This window comes from Actinoplanes sp. NPDC026619, assembly GCF_040638295.1.
Classification (GTDB): domain Bacteria; phylum Actinomycetota; class Actinomycetes; order Mycobacteriales; family Micromonosporaceae; genus Actinoplanes.
In genome coordinates this window covers 77441-102669 of record NZ_JBEZYA010000010.1, presented here as the reverse complement: position 1 = coordinate 102669, position 25229 = coordinate 77441, and the positions used below count along the sequence as shown (strand labels likewise).

Annotated in this window: 22 protein-coding genes; 7 read left to right on the top strand and 15 right to left on the bottom strand. The window is 71.6% G+C overall.

Annotated features, from left to right (window positions below; all coding sequences use genetic code 11):
* Positions 1–3: 3 nt before the first annotated feature.
* Positions 4–498 (top strand): DinB family protein, encoded by a 495-nt coding sequence (locus tag AB0E90_RS22525; RefSeq protein WP_360408724.1) that lies wholly within the window; start codon positions 4–6, stop codon positions 496–498.
* Here AB0E90_RS22525 and AB0E90_RS22520 read toward each other — a convergent pair.
* Positions 472–1050 carry a GNAT family N-acetyltransferase gene (locus AB0E90_RS22520; RefSeq protein WP_360408721.1) on the bottom strand — a complete coding sequence of 193 codons (579 nt, stop codon included), beginning with the start codon at positions 1048–1050 and terminating at the stop codon, positions 472–474. The two genes, AB0E90_RS22525 and AB0E90_RS22520, sit on opposite strands and share 27 nt — an antisense overlap.
* Positions 1051–1255: 205 nt before the next feature.
* Between AB0E90_RS22520 and AB0E90_RS22515 the strand changes: the two genes are divergently transcribed.
* From AB0E90_RS22515 to AB0E90_RS22495, 5 genes are all read left to right on the top strand, one after another.
* Positions 1256–1474: a hypothetical protein gene (locus tag AB0E90_RS22515; protein ID WP_360408718.1), complete on the top strand. Its 219-nt coding sequence runs from the start codon at positions 1256–1258 to the stop codon at positions 1472–1474.
* 181 nt (positions 1475–1655) lie between these two features.
* Positions 1656–2180, top strand: coding sequence for a toxin-antitoxin system HicB family antitoxin (locus AB0E90_RS22510; RefSeq protein WP_360408715.1), 525 nt, complete (start codon positions 1656–1658; stop codon positions 2178–2180).
* A gap of 74 nt (positions 2181–2254) precedes the next feature.
* On the top strand, positions 2255–3094 hold the full coding sequence (locus AB0E90_RS22505; RefSeq protein WP_360408712.1) for a DUF4097 family beta strand repeat-containing protein: 840 nt from the start codon (positions 2255–2257) through the stop codon (positions 3092–3094).
* Positions 3095–3109: 15 nt separating this feature from the next.
* Positions 3110–4033, top strand: a complete 924-nt coding sequence (locus tag AB0E90_RS22500) for an ATP-binding cassette domain-containing protein (protein ID WP_360408709.1) — start codon at positions 3110–3112, stop codon at positions 4031–4033.
* Positions 4030–4815, top strand: coding sequence for an ABC transporter permease (locus AB0E90_RS22495; protein WP_360408706.1), 786 nt, complete (start codon positions 4030–4032; stop codon positions 4813–4815). The genes AB0E90_RS22500 and AB0E90_RS22495 overlap by 4 nt, the downstream gene beginning before the upstream one ends.
* On the opposite strand, the gene AB0E90_RS22490 is transcribed toward AB0E90_RS22495, so the two are convergent.
* The 4 genes from AB0E90_RS22490 to mmsA all read right to left on the bottom strand — a co-directional run bounded on the left by AB0E90_RS22490 (position 4799) and on the right by mmsA (position 10091).
* Positions 4799–5971 carry an ROK family transcriptional regulator gene (locus AB0E90_RS22490; RefSeq protein WP_360408703.1) on the bottom strand — a complete coding sequence of 391 codons (1173 nt, stop codon included), beginning with the start codon at positions 5969–5971 and terminating at the stop codon, positions 4799–4801. The genes AB0E90_RS22495 and AB0E90_RS22490 overlap by 17 nt on opposite strands.
* A gap of 81 nt (positions 5972–6052) precedes the next feature.
* The gene (locus AB0E90_RS22485) at positions 6053–7159 is read right to left on the bottom strand and encodes a sugar-binding protein (protein WP_360408700.1); all 1107 of its coding nucleotides are present in this window, start codon (positions 7157–7159) and stop codon (positions 6053–6055) included.
* Positions 7160–7224: 65 nt separating this feature from the next.
* Positions 7225–8547, bottom strand: coding sequence for a multiple monosaccharide ABC transporter permease (mmsB, locus tag AB0E90_RS22480; RefSeq protein ID WP_360408697.1), 1323 nt, complete (start codon positions 8545–8547; stop codon positions 7225–7227).
* On the bottom strand, positions 8544–10091 hold the full coding sequence (gene mmsA, locus AB0E90_RS22475) for a multiple monosaccharide ABC transporter ATP-binding protein (RefSeq protein WP_360408694.1): 1548 nt from the start codon (positions 10089–10091) through the stop codon (positions 8544–8546). Before mmsA ends, mmsB begins: the two co-directional genes overlap by 4 nt.
* Positions 10092–10296: 205 nt before the next feature.
* Here mmsA and AB0E90_RS22470 point away from each other — a divergent pair, with 205 nt between their 5' ends.
* Complete coding sequence (locus AB0E90_RS22470) at positions 10297–11061, top strand: SAM-dependent methyltransferase (protein ID WP_360408691.1); 765 nt, start codon at positions 10297–10299, stop codon at positions 11059–11061.
* Here AB0E90_RS22470 and AB0E90_RS22465 read toward each other — a convergent pair whose 3' ends face one another.
* The 10 genes from AB0E90_RS22465 to eccD all read right to left on the bottom strand — a co-directional run bounded on the left by AB0E90_RS22465 (position 11062) and on the right by eccD (position 25214).
* Positions 11062–14313, bottom strand: a complete 3252-nt coding sequence (locus AB0E90_RS22465) for an AAA family ATPase (protein ID WP_360408688.1) — start codon at positions 14311–14313, stop codon at positions 11062–11064. It abuts the gene before it with no gap.
* The gene (locus AB0E90_RS22460; RefSeq protein WP_360408685.1) at positions 14310–16763 is read right to left on the bottom strand and encodes a hypothetical protein; all 2454 of its coding nucleotides are present in this window, start codon (positions 16761–16763) and stop codon (positions 14310–14312) included. The genes AB0E90_RS22465 and AB0E90_RS22460 overlap by 4 nt, the downstream gene beginning before the upstream one ends.
* Entirely contained in the window at positions 16763–17179 is a 417-nt protein-coding gene (locus tag AB0E90_RS22455) for a YbaB/EbfC family nucleoid-associated protein (RefSeq protein WP_360408682.1), read from the bottom strand. Before AB0E90_RS22455 ends, AB0E90_RS22460 begins: the two co-directional genes overlap by 1 nt.
* A 101-nt stretch (positions 17180–17280) precedes the next feature.
* The gene (locus tag AB0E90_RS22450) at positions 17281–19293 is read right to left on the bottom strand and encodes a hypothetical protein (RefSeq protein ID WP_360408679.1); all 2013 of its coding nucleotides are present in this window, start codon (positions 19291–19293) and stop codon (positions 17281–17283) included.
* A 4-nt stretch (positions 19294–19297) separates the two neighbouring features.
* Positions 19298–21325 carry a hypothetical protein gene (locus AB0E90_RS22445; RefSeq protein WP_360408676.1) on the bottom strand — a complete coding sequence of 676 codons (2028 nt, stop codon included), beginning with the start codon at positions 21323–21325 and terminating at the stop codon, positions 19298–19300.
* 46 nt (positions 21326–21371) lie between these two features.
* On the bottom strand, positions 21372–21737 hold the full coding sequence (locus tag AB0E90_RS22440; RefSeq protein ID WP_360408673.1) for a hypothetical protein: 366 nt from the start codon (positions 21735–21737) through the stop codon (positions 21372–21374).
* Between the two features lie 65 nt (positions 21738–21802).
* Positions 21803–22087, bottom strand: a complete 285-nt coding sequence (locus tag AB0E90_RS22435) for a WXG100 family type VII secretion target (protein ID WP_360408670.1) — start codon at positions 22085–22087, stop codon at positions 21803–21805.
* A gap of 37 nt (positions 22088–22124) precedes the next feature.
* Positions 22125–22424, bottom strand: a complete 300-nt coding sequence (locus AB0E90_RS22430; RefSeq protein WP_360408667.1) for a hypothetical protein — start codon at positions 22422–22424, stop codon at positions 22125–22127.
* Between the two features lie 56 nt (positions 22425–22480).
* Positions 22481–23839, bottom strand: coding sequence for a type VII secretion protein EccB (gene eccB / locus AB0E90_RS22425; RefSeq protein WP_360408664.1), 1359 nt, complete (start codon positions 23837–23839; stop codon positions 22481–22483).
* Positions 23840–23843: 4 nt separating this feature from the next.
* On the bottom strand, positions 23844–25214 hold the full coding sequence (gene eccD / locus AB0E90_RS22420; protein WP_360408661.1) for a type VII secretion integral membrane protein EccD: 1371 nt from the start codon (positions 25212–25214) through the stop codon (positions 23844–23846).
* Positions 25215–25229 lie beyond the last annotated feature (15 nt).

Here is a 25229-nt window from a genome sequence, read left to right as displayed (position 1 = left end):
ACCATGCTCGAGACCCAACGTGAACGTGTGCCGCTCGACGACGGCGGCGAACTGGACACGGCGCAGGCGTTCCTGACGTTCGCCCGATCGTGTGTGCTGAAGAAGGTCGAGGGGCTGGACGAGGAGCAGTTGCGGCGCCGGCTGGTCGTGTCGGACACGACGCTGCTGGGCCTCGTCCAGCACCTGACCGACGCCGAGCGCTACTGGTTCGGATTCACCTTCGCCGGCGACCAGCGGCACGCCGGCGTCGACTTCGGCATGGTGGTCGCCGCCGACCGGACCCCGGACCAGGTCATCGCCGCCTACCGCGCGTCGATCGCGGAGAGCGACGCGCACCTCCGCGCCGCGCCCGGTCTCGACGCCCGCACCTCGCAGCCGGTCGCCGGTGAGCCACGCACGCTGCGCTGGGTGCTCGCCCACGTGTCCAGCGAGACGGTGCGGCACGCCGGCCACGCCGACATCCTGCGCGAGCTAGTCGACGGCGTGACCGGCCGCTGAGCGGTACTGGTCGCGGGTGAGCGCGTGGACGGCGACGGGTTGATCGTGGCTCGGCACTACGGTGTCGAACGCGTACGCCATCCCCAACTTCTCCATCACCCGCCGGGACCGGTCGTTGTCGACGTGCCGGATGCTGATGATCCGGTCCAGGCCACGATCGTGGAAGCCGAACCGCAGCGCCGCCTGGGCCGCCTCGGTGGCGTAACCCTGGCCCCAGGCGCCCCGGTCGAGCCGCCAGCCGATCTCCACGGCCGGGAGCACCTCGGGCAGGAACACCGGCACCGCGAGCCCGGCCCACCCGATCAGCCGGTCGGTCTCGCGAACCTCGACAGCGAACAGGCCGAACCCGTGCTCGGCCCAGGTGTCGATCATCCGGCGCAGGCCCTCCTCGGTCCGCGCGCGATCACGCACCGCCCCGTCCAGGATGTAGCGCATCACTTCCGGGTCGGCGTTGATCGCGGCCAGCCCGTCCAGGTCGTCGTCGCGCCAGCCGCGCAGGCGCAGCCGCTCCGTCTCGATGGTGACCATGCCCTCATCCTCCTCTTCCGCCAAGATCAGATGGTGACCCGGACATCCGGAACGGCCCGGCATGTTCCCGCTCACGGGGGTCGGTAACCCGTCATAGCGCATGGGCCGCACGGTCCAGGTCGGTATTGGGTGGGTCCCGATGCTGAGGGGTTGGATACGGTTAATGACTATGACGACCTACTCCGGTCCGGCGAGGCTGACCCTCGTCGATGGCACACGCGTATCCGGCATGGCTTCCCTGAGCACCAACCAGCGGGGAGGAATTGACGGCTGGGGTGGCACGTTCCGTCCGGACCAGATCACCGAGGACGTCCGCAACGCGGGCGACGGCCTCACTTTGGAACTGCCCTACGACCAGATCGGCACGGTGGCTGTCACCGGCGTCCGCAAGCTCCTCGCGACCCAGGTGCTGATGTCGATCGCCGGTCGCGGACCCGCGCCGTTCTAGGGCGTTTATTTTGAGACACCGCCAGGGGTGCCCCCGGCGCTGAAAATCTGACGAACGATGGAGCGGCCACGCCAGGGCTAATGCCGATGGCGTGGCCTCCAGCATGTAATGGCACCGAGCGGTGCCAAAGTGGCATCACTGTGGCTTGCGGGAGGTGCCACCCGTGTGCCACAGTGATGCCATGGACTTGACCACGTATGTGAACAGCCTCGGGCGGGAGTTCGCCACGCTCGCCGAGACCGGCGGTGACGAGGCGCGTGCGCTGGTCGAGCGCCTGACCGGGCCGCTCGAGTCGGCGATCCGGATGACTCTGCTCGACGCGCTGTCGGCCGCTGCCGACGAGATCACCCAGGACCTGGCGCCCGGCTCGGTCGAGCTGCGCCTGCGCGGCCGCGACCCGGAGTTCGTGGTCGACGTGCCGATCGTGGAGTCGGCCGGGGCGCCCGCCGAGCCGCCCTCCGGGGCGCCCTCCGGGGCGCCCGACATCTTTCCCGAGGACGGCCCGGCCGCCCGGATCAACGTCCGCATGCCCGAGCAGCTCAAGACCGCGATCGAGGAGGCCGCGGCCCGGCAGGGCCGATCGGTCAACGCCTGGCTGGTCCGGGCGGCCGCGGCCGGTCTGCAGCAGGCCGACCCGGCGGCGCGGCCCGAGCCGCGCGGCACCACGAAACGCTCCTCCCAGAGCTTCAGCGGCTGGGTGCGCTGAGTTTTCCCTCCCTCTTTCCTTCCGCGTCCCTGACCTGCGGGGACGACTCACCGACCCAAGTTGTGGGGACAACCATGCCTACCTTCGAAACACCCGAATCGATCTCCGTGACTCTCGACTACGCCGTCGGCAACGTGTGGATCGCCGCGAGCGACCGGGCCGACACCGTCGTCGAGGTCCGCCCCAGCGACGAGTCCGACGAGTCCGACGTCCAGGCCGCCCGGCAGACCCGGGTCGACTACAGCAACGGCACACTTGCGGTGACCGGTCCGAAGCGGATGTTCGACTTCTCCAAGAAGACCCGGTCGGTCGAGGTGTCGATCGCCCTGCCCGCCGGCTCCCGGGTCTCCGCCCACCTGCAGATGGGCGAGGTGCGCGGCACCGGCCGGCTCGGCGAGTGCCGGATCAGGACCACCGGCAGCATCCTGCTCGAACGGACCGGGCCGCTGCACCTGCACACCGGGTTCGGGCACATCACCGTCGACGGCATCGCCGGTGACGCCGAGATCTCCACCGCCTCCGGCAAGATCCAGGTCGGCGAGGCCGGCGGCGCCGTGACGGTCAAGAACGCCAACGGCGACACCGTCATCGACGCGGCCACCGGCGACGTGCGGGTGCGCAACGCCAACGGCGTCATCGAGATCGACCGCGCCGCCGCCGGCGTCGACGCGAAGACCTCCAACGGCAACATCCGCCTCGGCGAGGTGGTCCGCGGCTCGATCACCATCGCCACCGCGGCCGGCGGCCTGGACGTCGGCGTCGCCGAGGGCACCGCCGCGTGGCTGGAACTGAACACCGGATTCGGGCACGTGCTGAATCAGTTGGAAAACACCACCCGGCCCGACGGGGCCGACGACATTGTCGAGATCCGCGGCCGCACCGGCTACGGCGACATCGCCATCCACCGCGCCTGACTCGGGGAGAACATCATGATCACTGTTCGCGGACTACGGAAGTCGTACGGAACCCAGGTCGTGCTCGACGGCCTCGATCTCGACGTGCCGCGCGGAACGGTCTTCTCGCTGCTGGGCGCGAACGGCGCCGGCAAGACCACGGCCGTGAAAATACTGTCCACATTGCTCAGTGCCGACGCCGGTGAGGCGCGGGTCGCCGGGCACGACGTCGCCCGCGAACCGGACGCGGTGCGCGCCGCGATCGGCGTCACCGGTCAGTTCTCGGCGGTGGACAAGCTGTTCACCGGCGCCGAGAACCTGCGGCTGATGACCGATCTGCACCACCTGCCCCGCGCCGAGGGCCGGCGACGGGTCGAGCGGTTGCTCGCGCAGTTCGGCCTGACCGAGGCGGCCGGCCAGGTCGCGTCGACCTATTCCGGTGGCATGCTGCGGCGGCTCGACCTGGCGATGACCCTGGTCGGCAGCCCGCAGGTGATCTTCCTCGACGAGCCGACCACCGGCCTCGACCCGCGCAGCCGCCGGGACATGTGGCAGATCGTCCGGGATCTGGTGGCCTCCGGCGTCACCATCTTCCTGACCACCCAATACCTCGACGAGGCGGACGAGCTGGCCGACCGGATCGCCGTCCTCGACCGGGGCCGGGTGGTCGCCGAGGGAACCGCGGAGGAGCTGAAGCGCCGCATCCCCGGCGGGCACGTCCGCCTGCGGTTCGCCGACCCGGCGGGCCTGGACGCCGCTCTCGCGGTGCTGGGCGAGGCTTCGCGTGCGGACGACGCCCTGGAGCTGCGGGTGCCCAGCGACGGCAGCCTGCGCGCGCTCAAGGCGCTGATCGGCCGGCTCGACGACCGGGCCGTCGAGGTCGACGAACTGTCCGTGCACACCCCCGATCTCGACGACGTCTTCCTGGCCCTCACCGACGAAAAGGCGGCCGCGCGATGAGCACCCTTGCCTTCCACCCCCTGCAGGACTCCGCCACGATGCTGCGCCGCAACCTCAAGCGCATGCTGCGATATCCGTCGATGACCATGATCCTGGTCGGGATGCCGGTCGTCTTCCTGCTCCTGTTCGTCTACGTGTTCGGCGGCACCCTGGGCGCCGGGCTGGGCGGGGGAGGGGGCCGGGCGGCGTATGCCAACTACGTGACCCCGGCGATCATCCTGATGACCGTGATGTCCACGGTCCAGGGCACCGCGATCTCCATCGCCATGGACATGACCGAGGGCATCATCACCCGGTTCCGCACCATGCACATCGCCCGCGTCTCGGTGCTGACCGGGCACGTTCTGGGCAGCGTGATCCAGGCGATCTTCGGCGTCACGATCGTGATCGGGGTGGCGCTGCTGGTCGGCTTCCGGCCTGCAGCCGGCCCGCTCGGGTGGCTGGCCGCGGCCGGCTTCCTGATCGTGGTGACGTTCGCGTTCGTCTGGCTGTGCGTGGCGCTGGGCCAGGTGAGCAAGACCGTCGAGACGGCCAGCAACGCGCCCATGCCGCTGATCCTGCTGCCGTTCCTCGGCAGTGGTTTCGTGCCCACCGACTCGATGCCGGCCGGCCTGCGCTGGTTCGCCGAGTACCAGCCGTTCACCCCGATCATCGAGACCCTGCGCGGCCTGCTGATGGACGAGCCGATCGGCAACCACGGGTGGATCGCGCTGACCTGGTGCGCGGTCATCGCGCTGGGTGGTTACCTCTGGTCGAAGCGGTTGTTCAACCGGCAGAGTTGAGCGGGTCGGCGAGGAGGCTCTCGAAGGCCAGCTCGGCCGCGCCGATCAGGGGCGCGTCCGCCCCGAGAGAGCCGGCTCGCAGCTGAAGGTGTTCGCGGGAGGCCGGCAGGGCCATCGTGTCCAGACAGTGCCGGACGTTGGCGGCGCCGGCGACGTAGAGCTCGCGCAGGGCGCCGCCGAAGACCACGATGTCCGGGTTGAAGACGTTGACCAGGTTCGCCACGCCGAGGCCCAGCCAGTCGGCCACCACGTCGAGCGCGCGCCGGGCCAGCACGTCGCCCCACTCGGCGGCGCGGATCACCGCCTGCGGGCTGGTGCCTTCCGAGGCGCCGGCGGCACGGAGCAGCGCCGCCGCCCCGATCTCGGTCTCCCAGCACCCCCGGGAGCCACAACCGCATTTCCGCCCGTACGGGTGGACCACCATGTGGCCGACCTTGCCGCTGCGCCCGCCGTGCCCGGTGACGAGGCGGCCGCCGCTGAGGATCCCGGCGCTGACGCCCGGGCCGCCGTGCAGGTAGACGACGTCGTCGATGCCGGCGGCGACCCCGCGCACGTGCTCGGCGAGTGCGGCGGCGTCGGCGAGGTCGGCCACCACGAAGTCCGGTCCCAGCGCCGCGGCGATCTTGTCGTCCGCGCCGGTCAGGTGGATCGTCCCGTCGAGCTCGTGAATGGTGTCGGCGACGGCCACGGCGCCACCCGCGCACAGCGTGTCCGGGCCGAGGCCGCGCTCCGTCCGCCGGATCAGCACGGCGAGTTCGGCGACCGTGTCGAGGGGGGTCGCGCCGGGTGGGCGCGGGGCTTCCCACTGGTCGATGATGCGGCCGCCGAGTCCGATGCGGGCGGCGCGCAGCCGGTCCGGCTCGATGCTCGCGGCCCGCACCCAGACCCGATCCGATCGGGGGCTCACCACCAGCGACGGGCGGCCGGCCCGGCGGCTGGTGGTCGGCGCCTCCTCGGTGGCCAGGCCGGAGGCGACGAGGTCGGCGGCGAGCGCGCCGATGGTGCTGCGGTTGAGGCTCAGCCGGCCGGTGAGCTCGGCGCGCGAGATCGGGCCGTGCACGTGCAGGTGACGCAGGACCGCACTGAGGTTCTGGCGGCGGATCTCTTCCTGGCCGTTGGCCGGAGAGGGCGGGGTCAGCCCGCGCGCTGTGGTCACGTCCGGGCTCCTCCCTGGACGGCAAAGGGTCCCCGGGAACGGAACCCGGGAACCCTTTGCGTCAACTGCTGCCCGGCGCTCTTACTTGGTGAGCGGCGCGAGCTTGGGGTCGTTGGCGTACGCCTCGGCGGCGTTGTCCTTGGTCACGGCGACCGGCGGGAGCAGGAACGTCGGGACGACCTTGGTGCCGTTGTTGTACGACTTGGTGTCGTTGATCTCCGGGTCGGTGCCGGCCTGGAGGGACTTGACCATCTTGATCGACTCGGCCACCAGGGTGCGGGTGTCCTTGTTGATCGTCATGTACTGCTCGCCGGCCATGATCGACTTGATCGACTCGACCTCGGAGTCCTGGCCGGTGACGACCGGGATGGCCTTGTTACGGCTCTTGATCGACTGGATGATCGCGCGGGCCAGGGTGTCGTTCGGCGACAGGACGCCGTCGAGCTCCTTGCTGCCGTACGTCGAGGTCAGCAGCTGGTCCATGCGAGCCTGCGCACCCTCGGCCTTCCAGCCCTGGATGGCGGTCTGCTTCACCTCGACCTGACCCGAACCGACGATGACGTTCTTCTTGTCGATCTCCGGCTGGAGAACGTCCATCGCGCCCTTGAAGAACACCCCGGCGTTGTTGTCGTCCGGCGAGCCGGAGAACAGCTCGATCGTGTAGGGGCCGGTCGCCTTCTTCTTCTTCATGCCGTCCAGCAGGGCCTGGCCCTGGAGCTGGCCGACCTTGAAGTTGTCGAACGCGACGTAGTAGTCGAGGTCGGCGGTGTTCAGGATCAGGCGGTCGTACGCGATGACCTTGGCACCGGCGGCGTGCGCGGCGGCGACCTGGGTCGACAGCTGCGCGGCGTCGGTCGCGCCGATGACGATGACCTTGGCGCCCTTGGTGGTCATGGCGGTGATCTGCGCCTGCTGGTCGGCGACCGTGGTCGACGCGCCGGCGTACTGCACGTCGCTCGTGAAGCCGGCCTCCTTGAGACCGTTGGTGAACAGGTCACCGGCGAGGACCCAGTTCTCCGAGGTCTTCGCGGGCAGCGCCACACCGATCAGGGAGTTCGCCGCGAAGCCCTTGGCCGCGGTGCCGCCCGTGCCGGTGTCGGTGTCGCCGTCGCGGCCCGAGCCGCAAGCGGTCAGGGCAAGCATCGCGATAGCGCCGACCGCTACCGACTTGCCGAAGAAGTTACGCATGGGGAGTTGGTGCCTTTCGTGAGGGGTGTTGGGTGTTGATGGGTGAAGAGGGGCCGGTAGGGCCGTCAGCTGCCTACCGTCGTCCGGGCGGGCTCGTCACCCGTCGCGGACGTTGCCGGAGTAGCGGGTGCGTCCCGGCGGAATGGTCGAGTGAGGCTGCCGATGACCGAGAAACGGCCCTGGCTCTTGTTGTAGACGTCCAGGGCGACGGCGAGCAGGAGCACCAGGCCCTTGATGATCTGCACCCGGTCGGTGCCCACGCCGAGCAGCTGGAGGCCGTTGTTGAGCACGGCCATGACCAGACCACCGACGATGGAGCCGGAGATGGTGCCGATGCCGCCGGAGACAGCCGCGCCACCGATGAAGACGGCCGCGATCGCGTCGAGCTCCCAGTTGAGGCCGTCCTGCGGGCCGGAGGCGCCGGACCGGGCCACGAAGATCATGCCGGCCAGCGCGGCGAGCACCGACATGTTCATCATGACGAAGAAGTTGACCCGGCGAAGCTTCACACCGGACAGCTCGGCGGCGCGGGAGTTGCCGCCGACCGCGTAGATGTGCCGGCCGCCCGCCGTGTTGCGGGTGTAGAAGCTGTACGCGATGACCAGCACGACCAGGATCACGCCCGAGATCGGGAAGCTGGTGCCGACCCGGCCGCCGGCGAAGCGCAGCGTCACGAAGATCAGGACCGCGATCATGATCGCCATCCGGAGGATCGAGACCCACATCGGCGTCGGCTCGGCGTCCATCTCCTTGCGGGTCCGCCGGGCCGAGAGCTCCCGCCAGACCACGGCGAGACAGGCGGCCAGGCCGAGCAGCAGGGTCAGGTTGTTGTACCCGGTGTCGGGGCCGATCTCCGGCAGGAAGCCGCCGCCGATCTTCTGGAAGCCGGTGGGGACCGGGATCGTGTCGGCGTTGCCGACGAACTGGTTGGCGCCGCGGAACAGCAGCATGCCGGCCAGCGTGACGATGAACGCCGGCACACCGACGTACGCCACCCAGAAGCCCTGCCACGCCCCGATGACCGCGCCGATCGCCAGGCCGAACAGGATCGCCACCGGCCAGGGCAGCGACCAGTCCGCCATCGACTTGGCGACCAGGATGCCGGTGAACGCGGCGATCGAGCCGACCGACAGGTCGATGTGGCCGGCCACGATCACCATCAGCATGCCGATGGCCAGGATCAGGATGTAGGAGTTCTGCTGGAACAGCGCGATCAGGTTGTCCGACCGCAGGGTCAGGCCGTCGCCGAAGCCGAGGCCGAGGTCGCGCGCGGTCAGGAACTGGAACAGCAGGACGATCGCCACCAGCGTGAAGATCATCCCGAACTGGCGGGCGTTGGAGGTCGTACCTCCGAAAAGGTTCTTCTGAAGGTCCTTGAATCGGCTCATCGGATCTGCATCTTCTTCGTCGAGGTCATCTGCTTCATGAGGGTCTCCGGGTCGGCATCCTGGCGGGCGATGTCGCCCGTGATCTGGCCTTCGAACACGGTGTAGATGCGGTCGCACATCCCGATCAGCTCGGGCAGCTCCGAGGAGATGAGGATGACGCCCTTACCCTGGTCGGCGAGCCGCTGGATGATGCCGTAGATCTCGTACTTCGCGCCCACGTCGATGCCGCGGGTCGGTTCGTCGAGGATGAGCAGGTCGGGGTCGGTGAACATCCACTTCGCCAGGACGACCTTCTGCTGGTTGCCGCCGGAGAGCTTGGAGACGCCCTCGTCCACCGTGGGCGCCTTGGTGCGCAGCTCCTTGCGGTACGCCTCGGCCGCCTGGTATTCGGCGACCTCGTCGAGCACCCCCCGCTTGGTGATCTTCGAGAGCTTGGCCGCCACCGTCGACGTCTTGATGTCGTCGAGCAGGTTGAGGCCGATCGCCTTGCGGTCCTCGCTCACGTAGGCCAGGCCGTGGTGGATCGCCTCGGCCACCGACTTGAGCTGGATCTCCTTACCGTCCTTGAAGATCCGGCCACCGAGGTACACCCCGTACGAGCGGCCGAAGATGCTCATCGCGAGCTCGGTGCGGCCGGCTCCCATGAGGCCGGCGAATCCCACGATCTCACCCCGCCGGACCTGGAAGCTCTCGCCCTTGCAGACCAGCCGCTCGGCCGAGATCGGGTGCCGCACCGTCCAGTCGCGCACCTCGAAGAAGACCTCGCCGATCGTCGGCGTGTGGTCGGGGAACCGGCTGCCCAGCTCCCGGCCGACCATGCCGCGCACGATCCGGTCCTCGTCGACGCCGTCGCGCTTGACGTTCAGCGTCTCGACCGTCTTGCCGTCCCGCAGGATCGTGATCTCGTCGGCGATCGACTCGATCTCGTTCAGCTTGTGCGAGATCATGATCGAGGTGACGCCGCGCTCGCGGAAGCCGCGCAGCAGGTCGAGCAGGTGAGACGAGTCGGCCTCGTTCAGCGCCGCGGTCGGCTCGTCGAGGATGAGCAGCTTGACGTCCTTGGCGAACGCCTTGGCGATCTCCACGAGCTGCTGCTTGCCGACGCCGATGTCCTTGATCAGGGTGTCCGGATCCTCCTGGAGCCCGACCCGGGCCAGCAGGTCCTTCGCCTGGCGCTGGGCGGACTTCCAGTCGATCGCGCCGCGCCGGCGCGGCTCGTTGCCGAGGAAGATGTTCTCGGTGATCGACATGTCCGGGATGAGCGCGAGCTCCTGGTGGATGATCACGATGCCGGCGCGCTCGCTCTGCCGGATGTCGGAGAAGCGCACCTCCGAGCCCTGGTAGATGATCTCCCCAGAGTACGATCCGTGCGGATATACGCCACTGAGGACCTTCATCAGCGTCGATTTGCCGGCGCCGTTCTCGCCGCAGATGGCGTGGATCTCGCCGGCGTGCACCACCAGGTTGACGTCGGCGAGCGCTTTGACGCCGGGGAACTCCTTCGTGATCGACCGCATCTCGAGCAGGATGGGATCGGTTGTCATCGAACGCACCACCTCACGAAGGCCACTTCGGATGTTTTGTTGCCGTCGGCAACCTATTAGGTCTGAAGAAAGTTTCACAAGGGTCGCCGGCGGTCCAGTTAAGTAACAATCCAGTAATGTAGCTGATGCTGGAACGTACCTACATGTGCTGCCCTGCGTCAATAAGTCCGGATTTGGTAGAACACCATCCACAATGGAGGTAACGGTGACGGTGGACGGCAGCGTGCCGCTGACGGCGCGGATCTGGAACTACCTGCTCGGCGGAGTGGACAACTTCCCGGCGGACCGGGCGGTCGGCGACCAGATCCTCCAGTCGCTGCCGGCCCTCGCGGCCAGCGCCCGCCTCTCCCGGCAATACCTGGCGCGGGCGGTGCGGTTCCTCACCGCCGAGGCGGGCGTCCGCCAGTTCCTCGACATCGGCACCGGCCTGCCGACCGCCGACAACACGCACGAGGTGGCGCAGCGGGTCTTTCCGGATGCCCGGATCGTCTATGTCGACAACGACCCGCTCGTCCAGGAGCACGCCCGGTCGCTGCTGACCAGCACGCCCGAGGGCGCGACCGCCTACCTGCACGCCGACCTGAACGACCCGGAGAAGATCCTGGCCGAGGCCGCGGCCACCCTGGACCTGGACCAGCCGGTGGCGGTGCTGGTCATGGGCGTCCTCGGTCACGTCGAGAGCGACGACGACGCCAAGGCGATCATCGACCGGCTGATGGCGCCGTTGCCCGCCGGCAGCTATTTCGCGATGTACGACGGGGGCGACACCACCGCGGACAACCGGGAGGCGACCGGCATCTGGAACCTGTCGGCCGAACCGAAATACCACCTGCGCAGCCCGTCGCGCATCAAGGCGCTGTTCGACGGGCTGGAGCTGGTCGACCCGGGCGTGGTGCCGGTTACCCAGTGGCGGCCGGAGGTCGTCGAGGCGGCCATCGACCAGTACTGCGCGGCCGGCCGCAAACCCTGATCACCCGACGTCGCCGACCCGGAGGGTGCGCAGGTCGCTCACGCTGGGCGAGTGGTGACCGCGCATCCGGCCGGCCTGGCGGGTGATCACCTCGTCCAGCACCTGCCGGGCGAAGCGGCCGTTGCCGAAGCCCTTGCCGCGCGGCGCCTCCTCGAACAGGCGGCGCAGCGCGAGCAGGGTGTCGCCGGGGCAGTCGTAACCGCCCGAGCGGGCCAGGCCCTCGACGATCGCCACCAGCTCGTCGGCGGTGTACGAGGCGAAGTGGATCCGCCGGGAGAACCGCGAGTTCAGGCCGGCGTTGGCGGCGAGGAACTGCTCGATCTCCGCCTCGTAGCCGGCCACGATGACGACGACCTCGTCGCGGTGGTCCTCCATCAGCTTGACCAGCGTGTCGATCGCCTCGCGGCCGAAGTCGTTGCGGGCGTCCGGCGGGGCGAGGGTGTACGCCTCGTCGATGAACAGCACGCCGCCGCGGGCCCGGTCGAACGCCTCCCGGGTGCGCTGGGCGGTGTGCCCGACATACTCGCCGACCAGGTCGGCGCGGGCCACCTCGACGACCTGGCCGCCGCGCAGCGCGCCGAGCGCCGCGAGCAGCCGGCCGTAGAGCCGGGCCACCGTCGTCTTGCCGGTGCCCGGCGGCCCGGAGAAGACCAGGTGGCGGGAGACCGAGGGGGCGGGCAGCCCGGCCCGGGTGCGGGCGCGCACCGTGACCAGGAGGTCGACCATGTCGGAGACCTCCTTCTTGACCGAGTCCAGGCCGATCATCGAGTGCAGCTCGGCGAGCATGGCGTCGAGCTCGGCCGACGACGGATCGTCCGGCTGGGCGGCCTCGCCGAGGTCCTGGGGGAGCAGCCGGGCCAGCTCGACACCGTCGTCGGCGCCGCTGACCGCCAGCCGCAGCGCCTGCCGGCTCAGCATCTCCTCGAACACCTGTCGGGCCACCCGGGCGTTGCCGAACGACTCGGTACGCGGCATCTTCGCGAACAGGCCGGTCAGCGTGATCCGGGTGTCGTATTCCAGGGCGTAGTGGTGGCTGCTGCAGAGGCGCTCGACGATCAGCACGAGCTCGTCGGTGGAGTAGCTCTCGAACTCGATGCTCTTGGCGAAACGCGAGGCCAGGCCGGGGTTGGCGGCCAGGAACGAGCGCATCTGGGTGGAGTAGCCGGCCACGATCACGACCACCTCGTCGCGGTGGTCCTCCATCAGCTTGACCAGCGTGTCGACCGCTTCCTGACCGAAGTCGCCGCCCTTGCCGCCGCCCGCGGTCAGGGTGTAAGCCTCGTCGATGAACAGGACGCCGCCGATCGCCTCCCGGAACTTCTCGGTGGTCTTCACCGCGGTGCCGCCGATGTGCTCGGCCACCAGGTCGGCGCGGGCCACCTCGACGAGCTGGCCGCCGCCGAGAACGCCGAGCGACGCGAGAATCTTGCCGTAGAGCCGGGCCACCGTGGTCTTTCCGGTGCCCGGCGCCCCCGCGAAGATCATGTGCCGGGACATCGGCGGCGCGGACAGGCCGGCGGCGAGCCGCTTGCCGGCGATCCGGTGCAGACCGACCAGGGTGGCCACCTCGCGCTTCACCCCGGCCAGGCCGACCAGGGTGTCCAGCTCGGCGAGCAGCGTCGCGGACGCGTCGCCGGTCTCGCTCACCGGAGCGGCTTCCGGCCGGGCGGATGGTGCGGCCACGGTCAAAGGCGCCTCCGGCGGTTCGGGTGTACGGGTGACCTCGGCCCCGCCCCCGCTGCTGCTGCCGCCGATCGTCCGCAGCTGCTCGCCGGCGTTGCCGCGCAGCTCGTTGCCGATCAGCCGGACCGGCTCGCGGCTCTCCACCCGGACCCCGTCGCCGCCGTTCTCCACCACGACGCAGTTGACCAGCTCGCCCCGCGACTCGGCGGCGAAACGGACGCCGTGGCCGCCGCTCGCCTGCACCCGGCTGCCGCGCAGGGCCAGCTCGGCGTCGCGCTGCACCAGCACGCCGGCGCCGGTGCTCGACTCCACCTGCACGCCGGTCCCGCGCAGCATCCCGGCCGCCACGACCAGGCCCGCGCCGTGCACCGTCACGTCGGCGAGCACCAGCTCGCCACCCGACACCACCGCGCCCGAACCGGTGAGCGTTCCCCGGCGTACCGTCACATGCGCCTGATCGGTGACCTCGATGCCCTCCCCGGTCGCCTCGCGGACCGTCAGGTCCTCGATCTCCGGCCGCGCGGAGCCGGCCGCCCGCAGGCCGCCCCGCGCCGGGCCGACGGTGATCCGCTCGCCGCGGCCGGTGGCCTGGTCGGCGAAGAGCAGACCGACACCCTCCGGGGCGGCGAACGTGCCACCCTCGAAGCGCGGCGCGGCCTCGCCGGTCACCACCACCGCCGCGCCCGCGTCGCCGGACGTCACGGTCAGCTCCACGTAGGATCCGGTCGCCTGCCCCTGGACACTGAGCGCGTAACCGGCCTCGGTCTCGATCCTGCAGCCGTTCAGCGTGGGCCGGGCCAGACCCGCCACCGTCACGGCCGGACCGTCCGCGGCGCGCAAGGTGCAGCCGGTCAGCACCGGCACGCCCCCGGTGATCAGCACCGGCACGCCGCCGACCTGTTCGACCGTGGTGCCGGACAGCCGCACCGCGCCGTCCTCCTCGACGACCACGCCGTGCCCGTCCACCCCGCTGATCACGCACTCCTCGACGACGCCCCGGCCGCCCCGGGTGCTGATCAGGCCGGCGCCCCGCGCGTCGGTGATCGTGCAGCGGACCAGGTGCGGATCGGCGCCACCGGTCACCACCACGCCCGCCGAGCCGAGGCCGGCGATCCGGGTGCCGGCCACCCGGCCCGAGCCGTTGCGCTCGAACAGGAAACCGGCCCCGTCCGGGTTGGTCACGCTGCCGTCGCGCATGGCCAGCTCGCCCTCCGGCACGTGCAGGGCCACGATCCCGCCGCCGCGCACGGTGCACCGGACCAGCTCCAGCCGGCCGCCGCCGACCTGCACGGCCGGCAGCTTCCGCGCCCCACCGACCACGTCGATGCCGGTCAGCGTCACACTGCCGGCGGCCACGAAGACCGCGACCTGATCCCCGCCGTCCACCGTCACGGTGCCGGGGCCCTCCTCGGCGACCAGGCGTACGCCCTGGGCCAGCCGAAGCTGCTCCCGGTAGACGCCGGGCTGCACCACGATCGTCGCCCCCGGTGGCGCCTCGGCGAGCGCCGCGCCGATGCTCGACCGGCAGCCGGGCTCGGTCTGGGAGACCGCCACGATGGTCCCGTTCACGACGCCACCTCATCATTCGTCTGCGTCACGTAGATCCGGCCGTGTTCGTCGAGGCCGGGCAGGTCGGTCAATGCCGCGATCGCCGCCGGGGCCGCGCCGGCCGGGGCCGCGCGGAGCTTCGCCACGAGTTGCTCGCCACCGGTGGCGGGGCGGCCGCCGGGAAGCTCGCGCAGAAACAGCCGGTCCGGCTCGATGTCGAGCACCTCGAAGCTGCTGCCGGGCGGGAAGAGCACCAGATCACCGTCGGCGAGCCGGCCGACCCGGCGCGCGCCGGCCGACCAGATGACCAGCTCGTGGCCGGCCCCGGCGGGACGGATGCGCTCACCGTCGAGGAAGGCGGGCTCGGTCAGGACGGCGCCCTTGCGGTACGCGTCGGCCGGCCACCCGGCCACGGTGCGGAACACCGGGCCGAAGACGGCCGGGAGGCGATGCAGTCCGTACGCCACCCAGCCGGCCAGCGCCTCGGCGCGGGGGTCGTCCGCACCCCGCAGGGCCGCGTTGACGGCGGCGCGCTCGGTGGTGCAGTAAGCGCGGACCGCGATCAGCCCGGCCAGCAGGTCGGGCGCCGTCAGGGTGGCGACCCGCAGGCCCGGCTCCTCGGAGAGGATGCGCGCGGCCACCCGCGAGTGCGCGTCGTAGCGCCCGGCCAGCAGCCGCCGCAGGTCGTCGGCCGGCCGCTCCCGGCCGAACTGGCGCCGCGTGACCTGGACCCGGTCCGGCTCGGCGGCGGGCGCCTCGGGCTCCGGGTCTTCCGGGATCTCCGGGCGGGCCGTCGCGATCAGCGTTCGCGGTGGCGGCTCCGGGGCAGGGTGGCCGGCCGTCAGCAACTCGGCGGCCTCGTCGCCGACCGGCTCCGGTTCCCGATCGGGCGCGGCCTGCTCGGCCACAAGCAGGGCACGCCGGAACGGCGAAACCTCGGTCGCCGCCGACCGCGGCGCAATCGGCGCCACCAACCGAAGGGCCTTCTCCTCCGCCGGTGCCGGAATTGCGCTGTCTGCCGCCACCGGCACGTCATGTTGGCCGGGCGGCGGGGGAGCAGCGCTGCTCGCTGTCGGCGGCACGTCGTGCATTTCGGGCGGTATGGGTGATGCGGTGTCGGCTGCCGGAGGTGCGGCGTCCTCGTCCGTGGGTTCGGGCGCGGTCGCGGCGGGCGACACCTCGACGGTGGCCACCGGTGGTGCGGCTTCGGCTGGCGGTGCGGTTTCGGCTGTGGGCGTGGCTTCGGCTGGGGGTGCGGTTTCGGCTGGCGGTGCGGTTTCGGCTGTGGGCGTGGCTTCGGCTGGGGGTGCGGTTTCGGCTGGCGGTGCGGCTTCGGCTGTGGGCGTGGCTTCGGCTGGGGGTGCGGCTTCGGCCGGTGGTGCGGCTTCGGCCGTGGGCGCGGCTTCGGCCGGCAGTGCGGCTTCGGCTGTGGGCGTGGCTTCGGCTGGGGGTGTGGTTTCGGTCGGCGGCGATCCGGTGAGAGCTACCAACCGGTTGGTCGTCTCGTCCGGCTGGGGCTTGGGGATGGCTGCCAGCGGCACGGTCTTATCCGGCGGCAGGGCGGCCGGTGGCGCCTCGGGGACGAGGGCCATCGGCGTGGTTTTTTCCGGCAGCAATGCGGGTGCGGCGTCGGCCGATGCGGATCCGGTGAGGGCTACCAACCGGTTGGTCGTCTCGTCCGGCTTGGGCTTGCGGATCGCCGCCAGGCGCATGGTCCTGGCCGGCCTCAGCGCGACTGGCGATGTTGGGGAAACGGTCGGCAGCGGCATCGTTTCCTCGGGCCGCAGGACTGCCTCGGACGGCGGCGCGGCCTCGGACGGCAGGACGGCCTCGGACGGCGGCGCGGCCTCGGACGGCGGCGCGGCCTCGGACGGCAGCATGGCCTCGGGCGGCCGGACGGCCTCGGGCCGCAGCGCGACCGTGGGCGGCTCGGTCTTCTCCCGCGGCAGCGGCCGGGAGACGGCGGCCAGGCGCAGGGTTCGGCCGTCGGAGAGTGGTGGCGCGGGCGGGGTTTTCGGGGCGCCCGCCGGCGGCCTGGTGACCGCTGGCGGGCGGGCGGCCGACGGCGGGCGGGCGGGCGACGGCGGGCGGGCGGGCGACGGCGGGCGGGCGGTGGGGGAGCCGGGTGGGTCGAGGGAGACGGTCAGCTGGTCAAGGCCGAGGTAGGTGCTCAGGGCCGCGGCCTTGGCCGGGACCGCCGCGCGGTCGGCGTAGGGGCCGAGCGGCACCAGGCGGATGCCGTCCGCCAGGCCCGCGAGGTGGACCACCAGAAGGCCGGGCAGGAAGGCGAACAGGTCGGGCCGCCCCGCGACGGCGGCCGTGCAGACCACCGTCGTCCGCTCCGGCAGGTACGGCAGGGCCGCGGCCGTCACGCGGGCGTCCGCGGTCGGCTCGCCCTCGGCGTACAGGAGGAGGGTGTTGTCGATTATCTCGGCCCGGACCAGGACCGATTCGACGGGCGGCGCGGTCATCAGTGCTCGGCCGGGCCGTCGGTGTCGAGCAGGACCTCGGCCAGGAGCTTCTCCAGGGGGGTCTCGACGTTGCCGCCGGCCCGGCCGGTGAACGCGTCCACCATCGCCTGGCCGCCGGGCAGCACCGCCGCGAACGCCTGCATCGTCTGTGCCATCGCCTCGGCCCGCGCCTGTTCGATCGTGCTGACCAGCAGATCGCCGAGCTCGGCGCCGGACATGTTGCGGTAGGCCGAGGTCATGAACTTGATCTCGGCGACCGCGCCGTGGCTGTTCACCGTGACCGCCAGGGCCCGGCCCTTCGCGACCACCGTGCTGGTGGAGCCGTGCAGGCCGCGCTCGATCTCGCCGAGTGCCGCCTTCTGCCGTTCGAAGTCGGCCAGCGCCTGCTCGACCTGGTTCATCTGCGGACTCGTCATGGCTGGTTCCTTTCCTGCTGCTCAGCGAATCTGGTGCTCAGCGAATCTGGTGCTCAGCGAATCTGGTGCTCAGCGAATCTGGTGCTCAGCGAATCTGGTGCTCAGCGGATGCCGTGGATCTGAACGCGTTCCTCGACCGGCGCCGCGGCGGGCGCAGGCTGCGGACCGGTGGGCAGACCCTCGACCGCGGTGTCGGGGGTTTCCGGTTTGCGTGGCGCGTGGGTGCGTCCCACGACGGCCGCCTGGGAGTTCGGGTCGGTGCCCCAGGCTTCGGGGTCCTCGGACCCGCGGCGGCGGCGCTTGCGTTCGCCGTCCTGGCCGCCGAGCCCGCCGAGACCGCCCGGCGCGCCCGGGCCACCGGGGCTGCCGAAGCCGGTCGACATCTCGCCGGGGGTCGTTCCGGGCAGGTTCGGGCCGGTGGCCGCGGAGTATCCGTCGAGCAGCCCGGCCAGGTCGTCGCCGATCGCCGATCCGCCCTTGGCCAGGGCAGCGCCGGACGCGTCGGTCCCGAGCCCGCCGATGCCGTTCCCGCCGGCGCCGAACCCGCCGCTCAGCAGGCCACCGCTGCCGTTGCCGCCGGCGCCGAGGACGCTGATCCCGCCCGGCTCGGTGCCCTCGATGCCGTCCCCGCCGACGGCGCCGTATTGATTCGGTCCCTTGCCGAACGAGCCGCCGGCCCCGCCGAAGCGCCCGAGCCCGCCCAGGCCGCCGAGGCCCAGCGCCAGGCCACCGCCGCCACCGATGCCCCCGCCGGCGAGGTCGGCCACGCCGCCGGCGCCGTCGAGTCCGCCGATGACGCTGCCGGTGGCGCCGGATGAGGAAAAGCCGTCGCCACCGCCGATGCCATCGCTGCCGCCGCCGCCCGTCGTCAGGAAGCTGTCGCCGGTCCCGAAGGCGAAGCTCTGCATCGACCCGTCGCCGCCCCCGCCGAGCGAGCCGTCGCCGCTCCCGGAACCGCTCCCGGAACCGCCCCCGGAACCGTCCCCGGAGCCGCCCCCGAAGTCGGTGCCGTCGCCGCCCGAGGTGATCGTGCCGTCGCCGCCCCCGCCGTCGCCCCCGCCGTCGCCCCCACCGGATCCGTCGCCGCCGGACCCGTCACCGCCGCCGTTCGTACCCGTGTTCTCGTTGTGCTCGTTGCCGGTGATGGTGAACTTCTTGATGATCGAATTGGTGGTGGCGAGCTTCTCGCCGAGCGTCGTGAGGTAACCGCGCATCTGGCCGTCGAGTCGTTCCACCTGCTCCGTCCAGGAGCGCTGGAGCATGGCGTCGAGACTGCTCCAGCCGGCCGCCGAGGTCAGGTCGAAGGTGCCGGCGTACTCCCCGGTGCCGTAGGTGTTGGGGATGTCGATCGACACGGCGTTCAGGGTGCCCTGGTCGAAGTGGTCGAGGACGGTGCGGACCGCGACGATCAGCTGGGTCGGGTTGAACGTGTTGAACGACTGGAAGGTGTGGTCGCTGAACTCGCGCCAGGCCAGGTTGACCTTGTTGCGGAAGTCCCACAGGTCGTTCGAGGTGTAGTAGACCTGGTCGGACCAGCGGACCCCGGCGCCGGTCATGTCCTTGAGCAGCAGGTCGGCGTCGGCGTGCAGCCGCTGAATGGCGGCCAGGAACATCCCGGCCGCGGTGCCCTGGAAGTCGGCGGCGTCACCGAGGTCGGCCATCAGCGCCCGCAGCTCCGCCTCGGCCGAGGTGAGGTAGTCCTCGGCCTGCTTCAGCAGATGGCCCGCGTCGTGGAAGCTGAGCGGGTCGAAGATGTGGCTGCCGTCGGCGAACAGCGTGGTGAGCGCGTTCGTGGTGGACTGGTAGAAGTCGGCGTACGCGGCGCTCGGCGCGGGATTCCCGTCGTAGAACGAGATCCAGCCGCGGACGACCTGCCAGACGTCCTGGCCGCCCTCGGTGCCGGTCTTGCGGTAACCGAGCAGCTCGTTCGGGCCCGGGGTGAGTGCCGGCGTGCTGCCGGCAGCGGTCTTCACCGTGGTCAGCTCGGTGAACCGGACCCAGTCGATGCCCGGTCCGGCAACCTTGAGCCGGTCGGTCGGCACCGACGCGCCGAACACGTTCTGGACCATCTGCTCCCAGGTCCAGCCGTCGTAGGAGATCGTGGAGGCCGGCATCGCGTCAGCCCCTGCGCCGCAGCGGGGTGAAGCCGGGGGTCTGCCGGGTGCCGGGGCGGCCCGGTGCGGCCGGCGCCGGCGCTGTCGGTTCCTCCGGCAGTTCCTCGCGGCCGATCACGGCGAACGAGCAGTCGGGGTCGGTGCCCCAGACGTCCTCGTCCTCCTCGAGCCAGGTCTTGCGCTCGCGCTCCTTGTTCTCCTGCTGGCCGGCGCCACCACCACCCATCCCGCCCATCGGTGGCATGAACGGCATGCCCGACGAGCTGCCACTGCTGGTCAGCGGGCTTCCGGTGGTGACGCTGCTGGTGGCGGGCTCGCCGAGCAGGCCGGCGAGGTTCTCGCCGAGTCCGGTGTCGGCGGTGGTGGTGCCGCCGGCGCCGGCCCCGCCGCCGAGCGCGCCGATGTCGGAACCGTCCACGTCGGTCGGGAAGAGCGAGGAGGCGGTGCCTTCGCCGAGCGAGTCGAGGTCGCTCGACTTGGAGCCGCCCAGGCCGCTCGATCCGCTGGAGCCGCCGAGGCTGCCGAGGCCGCTCGACGCGCCGCCCAGGATCGGAATGCTGCTGCCCAGGCTGCCCGCGCCCCCGGTGCCGATGCCGGAGCTGGTGCCCAGGTCGGAGCCGAGACCGGAGCCGCCCAGGTCGCCGAGGCCGCTCGAACCGCCGCTGCTCAGATCGCCGGTGCCGAGGTCGCCGAGGCCGGAGGTCGAGCCGCTTCCGAGGTCGCCGAGGCCGTCCAGGCCGCTCGATCCGGATCCGCTACCCAGGTCGCCGAGACCATCCGACCCGCCGCCGCTGATGCCGGCGATGTCGGAGCCGGAGCCGCCGCTGACGTCGGGGAGGTCGGAGCCGGAGCCGCCGCTGATATCGGGGAGGTCGGAGCCCGAGCCACCGCCGATGTCGGGGATGTCGGTGCCGTTTCCGCCGCTGACGTCGGGGATGTTGGCGCCGGTGTTGTTGTTGCCGGTGCTGGCGGTCGGCGGCGGGGTGAGGTCGCGGACGTCGTCGGCCAGCGTGCTCAGCTTCTCGGTGAACGGGCCGAGCACCGAGCGCACCTCGGCGTCGAGCACCTGGGCCTGCTTGAGCCAGGCGCCCTTCATCAGGGTGTCGAGCGCTTCCCAGCCGGCCGCGGTGGTGATGTCGACCGTGCCGGAGCTGGAGCCGTAGCCGTACGGGTCGGGGAAGTTGATCGGGACGGCCTTCATGTTGCCGATCCGCACGCTGGTCAGGATCTGCTTGAGCGCGGAGCGCAGGGTCCACGGGTTGAAGCCGTTGAACCATTGCACGGTGTGGTCGGCGAACATCCCGAACGACTGGTTGACCTTGTTCCGGAAGTCCCACAGGTCGTTCGAGGTTTCGTAGACCTTTTTCGACCAGCTGTGATCGGTGCCCGCCTCCATGTCCCGGGCCAGGAAGTGGATGTCGTCGTGCAGCTTCTTCAGCGACGCGGCGAAGGCGCCGGCCGCCGTGCCCTGGAGCCCGGAGGTGTCGCTGCCGACGTCGTCGAGCACCTGCTTGAGCGCGGCGTCGGCGGCGGTCAGGTAGGCCTCGGCCTCGTGCAGCAGCACACCGGCGCTGTGGAAGGAGGTCGGGTCGAAGATCGCGTCCCGGTCCTGGAAGAGCTTGTCGAGGGCGTTGCGGCTGCCCTGGTAATAGGTCTCGAACGCGGTGGCCGGGGTGTTCCCGCCCTGCGCGTCCCAGAACGTGACCTTGGCCTGCACCGTCATGTTGCGCGAGTAGGTCTTGCCGTTCTCCCGCCACATCTTGTAGACGGCGAAGAGGATGTCGTTGGTGTCGGCCGGCATGAGGTCGAGGTTGCCGTCGGAGTCGGCGCCGTAGTTCTCGATCACGCCGGAGTCGACCGCTTGGACGAACTGGATCCAGCGCACGCCCGGCCCGGCGACCAGGTCCCGGTTGAGGACCTTGCCGCTACTTCCGTCGGCGTTGTCGTTCCCCATCCCGAAGATGTGGATGACGACGTCGTCCCAGGTCCACCCGGACAGTTCGGTGGGCGGCGGGTTGTTGGTGGCGGCCATGGCGATGCTCCTCGCGCCGGGTCGGGCGTACGGCGTACGAAATCGGTCAGCTGGTGGTGGTGGTGGTTGTGCTGCCGGCGAACGGGTCGCCGAAGCGGTCGCTCCAGGTCTCGACCGACATGTCGACCAGCGACTCGGCGTGATCAGTGGTGTTGATCAGGTCGTCGAGTCCCTTGTAGAGGGCGTGCAGGGCCTTGCTGTGCATGACCGTCCGGGCGCCGATCGCCTTCGAGGTCGCGGCGATCGTGGTCTCCACCTCCTTGCCGGGGGTGAAGGCGTCGGTCCCGATACCGACGAGGTTGGCGTCGAAGGTCTGGGTGGTGCCGGTGCCGTGGGTCGGGATGCTGTCGTGCACGGCCTTCAACTTGGCCTGCAGGGTGCGCATGTACGGCGTGTGGACGGAGTAGTCCATGAGCTTCTCCCTCTAGCGGGTGGCCGGGACGGACGACGGGGGACGCCCGTCCCGGCACGTCATCCTCAGAAGAGGCCGGCGGTCGAGCTGTCGGTCTTCCGGTAGATGTTGCCGGCTTCCTCGAGCTTCAGGCGCCCGTTGGCGGCGGCCTGCCGCATCGAGTCCAGACCCTCGTTGATCTTGGCGTGCGCCGCGGTGTAGGCGTCCAGCACCTCACCGTCGTTGCTCGAGAAGTAGGCGTGCGACCGCTCCTGCACGGAACCGGTCAGGGTCTCGATGTGCGTGGTGGCGGCGTGCAGGTCGTCGGCCGCGCCGTCCATGTGGCCGTAGTTGACATTGAAGCTAGCCATGCGTCTGCTCCGATCTGGATTTCCGGTGGATTGGTGCTCAGGTCCAGCTCGACGACACGTCGCCGACTTCCGCTTCGGCCCGGGCGCTGACGTCGGCGTGGGTCGACATGATGCCGTGCAGTTCGCCGACGCCCTGCCGCACCGTGTTCAGCCCGTCCAGCCACTGGAGGGTGGACGTGCTGTGCTTCGCCGACGCGTCGCCCTGCCAGCCCGTCGAGAGGTTGGAGAGCGACTCGGAGATGTTGTTGTGCACGTTGCCGAGCTGGCCGTGTGCGTCCTCGAGCTGGCCGACGAGCGGGTGAAGACTCCCGTCATCGACCCTGTTCTGGAGTGCCATCACTGTTCCCTTCTACGGTCGGGACCCGGCTGGGTCGCCGAAGGTCCGGCTGCCGCTCACCCCACGACCCGGGCCGGGTCGAGCAGGGGTCCGGTCGGCAGCAGGTCGAGCAGGTCCGGTGAGATGACGATGGCGGCGTCCGGCGAGTAGCCGAGCGTCTTGGCCACCGCCGCACCGGCCAGCGGATATTTCGTCCCGGCGTCGGTGACCAGGTAGTAGGTGGATCCGGGCGCCTCGTCGCGGCGGCCGGCCACGGCCAGGCCGCCCAGGCCCGGCTCCACCGCCACCGCGTCGGCGGTGCGCGCCTCGCGGGTCAGCCCGACGCCGGCCCGGGTGACGTTGAGCGCGGGCACCGCGCCCGCGGCGACCAGCCGGGTCTGTTCGGTGGGCGAGTTCTGCACGCACCAGGTGATGCCGGCCGACGGCGCCGCGGCCGGGAACGCCGCCGGCAGGTCGGCGCCGGGGGCCGCGGTGGTCGACGCCGCGATCCGGGCGAGCGCGGCCGGGCTGATCCGGGTCGCGGTCACCACCCCGTCCGGGTAGGCCAGCGCGGTCTTCGGATCGCCGGCGAGCAGGGCGTACGCGGTGGAGGTGAGCCGGCTGAGCCCGTCGGCGCGCAGCACGTACCAGCGGTCGTCGCCGGCCGTGAAGAGCTGACCGACCCGGGTCGGCGCACCATCGGCGGCCGGCCCCGGGGAGCCGCGGCCGGGCACGTCGAGCGGGCCGAGGTCGGGCCCGGCCGGCATCAGGTCGAGCCACGCCGGGGGCACCTCGACGGCGGCGCCGGTGTAGCCGAGCACCGCGGACACCCATGATTCGCTCAGCCGGTATCGGTGTCCGTCCCAGATCACATAGGAGGCGCCGCCGGACGAGACCGGCAGCGCGTGCCCCGCATCCAGCGGCGTGCCGGCCGGGGAGTCGCCGATCTCGACGGTGAGCGCGGTGCGGCCGTCCGAGACCGGGGCGCACGCGGTCCACCAGGTGTTGCCGATCCCGCGGGTGGGCAGGCCGTCGGGCGCGCCGACGATCCCGACCGGCAGCCCGTGCGGCACCCCGGCCAGCGAGCCGCCGGCCACCGACTTCACCGTGAGCTGGTCGCCCAGCAGCAGCTTGGCCGACGCGTAGTTGAGCACCGGGCGGAGCCGGCCCTGCGCGTACAGGTAGCGGGTGCCGGTCTCCTTCTCCACGACGACCGTGCCGGACTTGCGCCACGAGGTCGCCCCGCCCGGCACGAACAGGCCGTAGACGGTGAAGCCGCCGGCCACCAGAGCCGCCACCAGGACGCCGGCGACCAGGCCGGTGATCGCGCGGCGGTGCGGCGACTCGGACTGGTCGAGCTCGCCGGTGACGAGGCCCGCGGTGAGCCGGCCCAGCAGGTAGGACTGTGCGTGCGCCTGGTCGCGCCGGGACTGCATCGCGTCAGCCCCCGATCGCCCGGAAGAAGCCGTACGCGCCGAGGACCGCGAGCAGAACCGGCAGCAGGGCCACCGCGGTGACGGTCAGCAGCACGTCGCCGATCCGGCCCCAGATCGGCATCAGCCGGCGTTCGCGCATCGTGCGGGCGAACCCGGCGACGGCCCAGACCGCCGCGGCCACCAGGGCCAGCGCGCCGAGCCGGGTCACCGGGCCGGCCGCGGACAGCAGGGCCAGCATGCTGCCGGCCAGCGCGGTCAGGGCCGGGACGCCCAGCGCGAGGCGGTGCCGTCCGCTGGTCATCGGCCGGGCCGAGAGCAGCCACACCAGCGCGAGCAGCACCGGCAGCAGCAGGGCCGCCCAGCCGCCGGTGCGGCAGATCGGCGCGACGCAGAGGGTCCCGGCCGCGCCCAGCCCGGCGTAGAGCGCGGTCATCTGGCCGTCGACCACCCGCGACTGCTTCATCAGCGGGGCGGCCGGCACCGGGTCGAGCTCCTCCTGCAGGTGCTCGGGCTTGGTCGGCAGCGGCGACAGGCGCAGCCCGGCGAACCGGAACGCGAGCATCGGCACGATCGGGACCAGCGCCGTCGCGAGCACCGCCACCACGGCCGCCGCCTGCCCGCCGGTGAGGCCGGCCAGCACCCGGAGCGCGCCGCCGGCCACGCCGAGCAGGGCCGTGGTGGCGACCGCGACGAAGGGCAGCCCGGCCGGGCCCAGCAGGGCGGCGGCGAGCACCGCGGTGGCGGTGGCGGTGGCGCCGGCGGCGAGCAGTTGGGCGGCGCCGTCATCGCCGGGCAGGATCAGGCCGGCCACCCCGGCGAAGCCGACGGCCGCGGCGGCCAGCACCGCGCCGAGTCCGGGTTCGTCCAGCCGGCGGGCCAGCACCGCGCCGCCGGCCAGCGCGACCAGCGCGGCGAACAGGGCGGCGGCCGCTCGCGGCAGGAGCGGGCCGGGCATGGCCGGGACCGCCACCGCGACGGCCAGCAGCACCGCGACCGCGCCCTGCGCCGCCCACCGGGTCATCTCCGGCCGCCACTTGCCGGGCCGGTTGCCGACCCCGGTGGCCACGCCGTCCACCAGGTCGTCGAAGTCCACCTCGGGCAGCTGCTCGGCGCGCGGGCGCAGGTGCACCACCTCGCCGTCGTGCAGGCCGACGGCGGCGACCGTGCTCTCCTCGTCCAGCGGCGCGGCGCCGATCCGCTGCAGCACCCAGCCGCCGTGCGGCAGGCCGTTGTCGGCGAGTCCCTCGCCCAGGTGGTGCAGCAACGCCGGCAGCAGGTCGGCGACGAGCACCGACGCGGGCACGGCGACCTCGATCTGCCGGTCCGGTCCACAGACGACCAGCCGGCACATCTCGGCGGTGGAGGCATCCGTCATGGCACCCACTACGGA

Bases quoted from the DNA above. Each gene is read 5' to 3' on its own strand.
- AB0E90_RS22525 (WP_360408724.1), top strand. From the start codon at position 4: ATGCTCGAGACCCAACGTGAACGTGTGCCGCTCGACGACGGCGGCGAA.
- AB0E90_RS22515 (WP_360408718.1), top strand. From the start codon at position 1,256: ATGGCTTCCCTGAGCACCAACCAGCGGGGAGGAATTGACGGCTGGGGT.
- AB0E90_RS22510 (WP_360408715.1), top strand. From the start codon at position 1,656: ATGGACTTGACCACGTATGTGAACAGCCTCGGGCGGGAGTTCGCCACG.
- AB0E90_RS22505 (WP_360408712.1), top strand. From the start codon at position 2,255: ATGCCTACCTTCGAAACACCCGAATCGATCTCCGTGACTCTCGACTAC.
- AB0E90_RS22500 (WP_360408709.1), top strand. From the start codon at position 3,110: ATGATCACTGTTCGCGGACTACGGAAGTCGTACGGAACCCAGGTCGTG.
- AB0E90_RS22495 (WP_360408706.1), top strand. From the start codon at position 4,030: ATGAGCACCCTTGCCTTCCACCCCCTGCAGGACTCCGCCACGATGCTG.
- AB0E90_RS22485 (WP_360408700.1), bottom strand. From the start codon at position 7,159: ATGCGTAACTTCTTCGGCAAGTCGGTAGCGGTCGGCGCTATCGCGATG.
- mmsB (WP_360408697.1), bottom strand. From the start codon at position 8,547: ATGAGCCGATTCAAGGACCTTCAGAAGAACCTTTTCGGAGGTACGACC.
- mmsA (WP_360408694.1), bottom strand. From the start codon at position 10,091: ATGACAACCGATCCCATCCTGCTCGAGATGCGGTCGATCACGAAGGAG.
- AB0E90_RS22460 (WP_360408685.1), bottom strand. From the start codon at position 16,763: ATGACCGCGCCGCCCGTCGAATCGGTCCTGGTCCGGGCCGAGATAATC.
- AB0E90_RS22455 (WP_360408682.1), bottom strand. From the start codon at position 17,179: ATGACGAGTCCGCAGATGAACCAGGTCGAGCAGGCGCTGGCCGACTTC.
- AB0E90_RS22450 (WP_360408679.1), bottom strand. From the start codon at position 19,293: ATGCCGGCCTCCACGATCTCCTACGACGGCTGGACCTGGGAGCAGATG.
- AB0E90_RS22445 (WP_360408676.1), bottom strand. From the start codon at position 21,325: ATGGCCGCCACCAACAACCCGCCGCCCACCGAACTGTCCGGGTGGACC.
- AB0E90_RS22440 (WP_360408673.1), bottom strand. From the start codon at position 21,737: ATGGACTACTCCGTCCACACGCCGTACATGCGCACCCTGCAGGCCAAG.
- AB0E90_RS22435 (WP_360408670.1), bottom strand. From the start codon at position 22,087: ATGGCTAGCTTCAATGTCAACTACGGCCACATGGACGGCGCGGCCGAC.
- AB0E90_RS22430 (WP_360408667.1), bottom strand. From the start codon at position 22,424: ATGGCACTCCAGAACAGGGTCGATGACGGGAGTCTTCACCCGCTCGTC.
- eccB (WP_360408664.1), bottom strand. From the start codon at position 23,839: ATGCAGTCCCGGCGCGACCAGGCGCACGCACAGTCCTACCTGCTGGGC.
- eccD (WP_360408661.1), bottom strand. From the start codon at position 25,214: ATGACGGATGCCTCCACCGCCGAGATGTGCCGGCTGGTCGTCTGTGGA.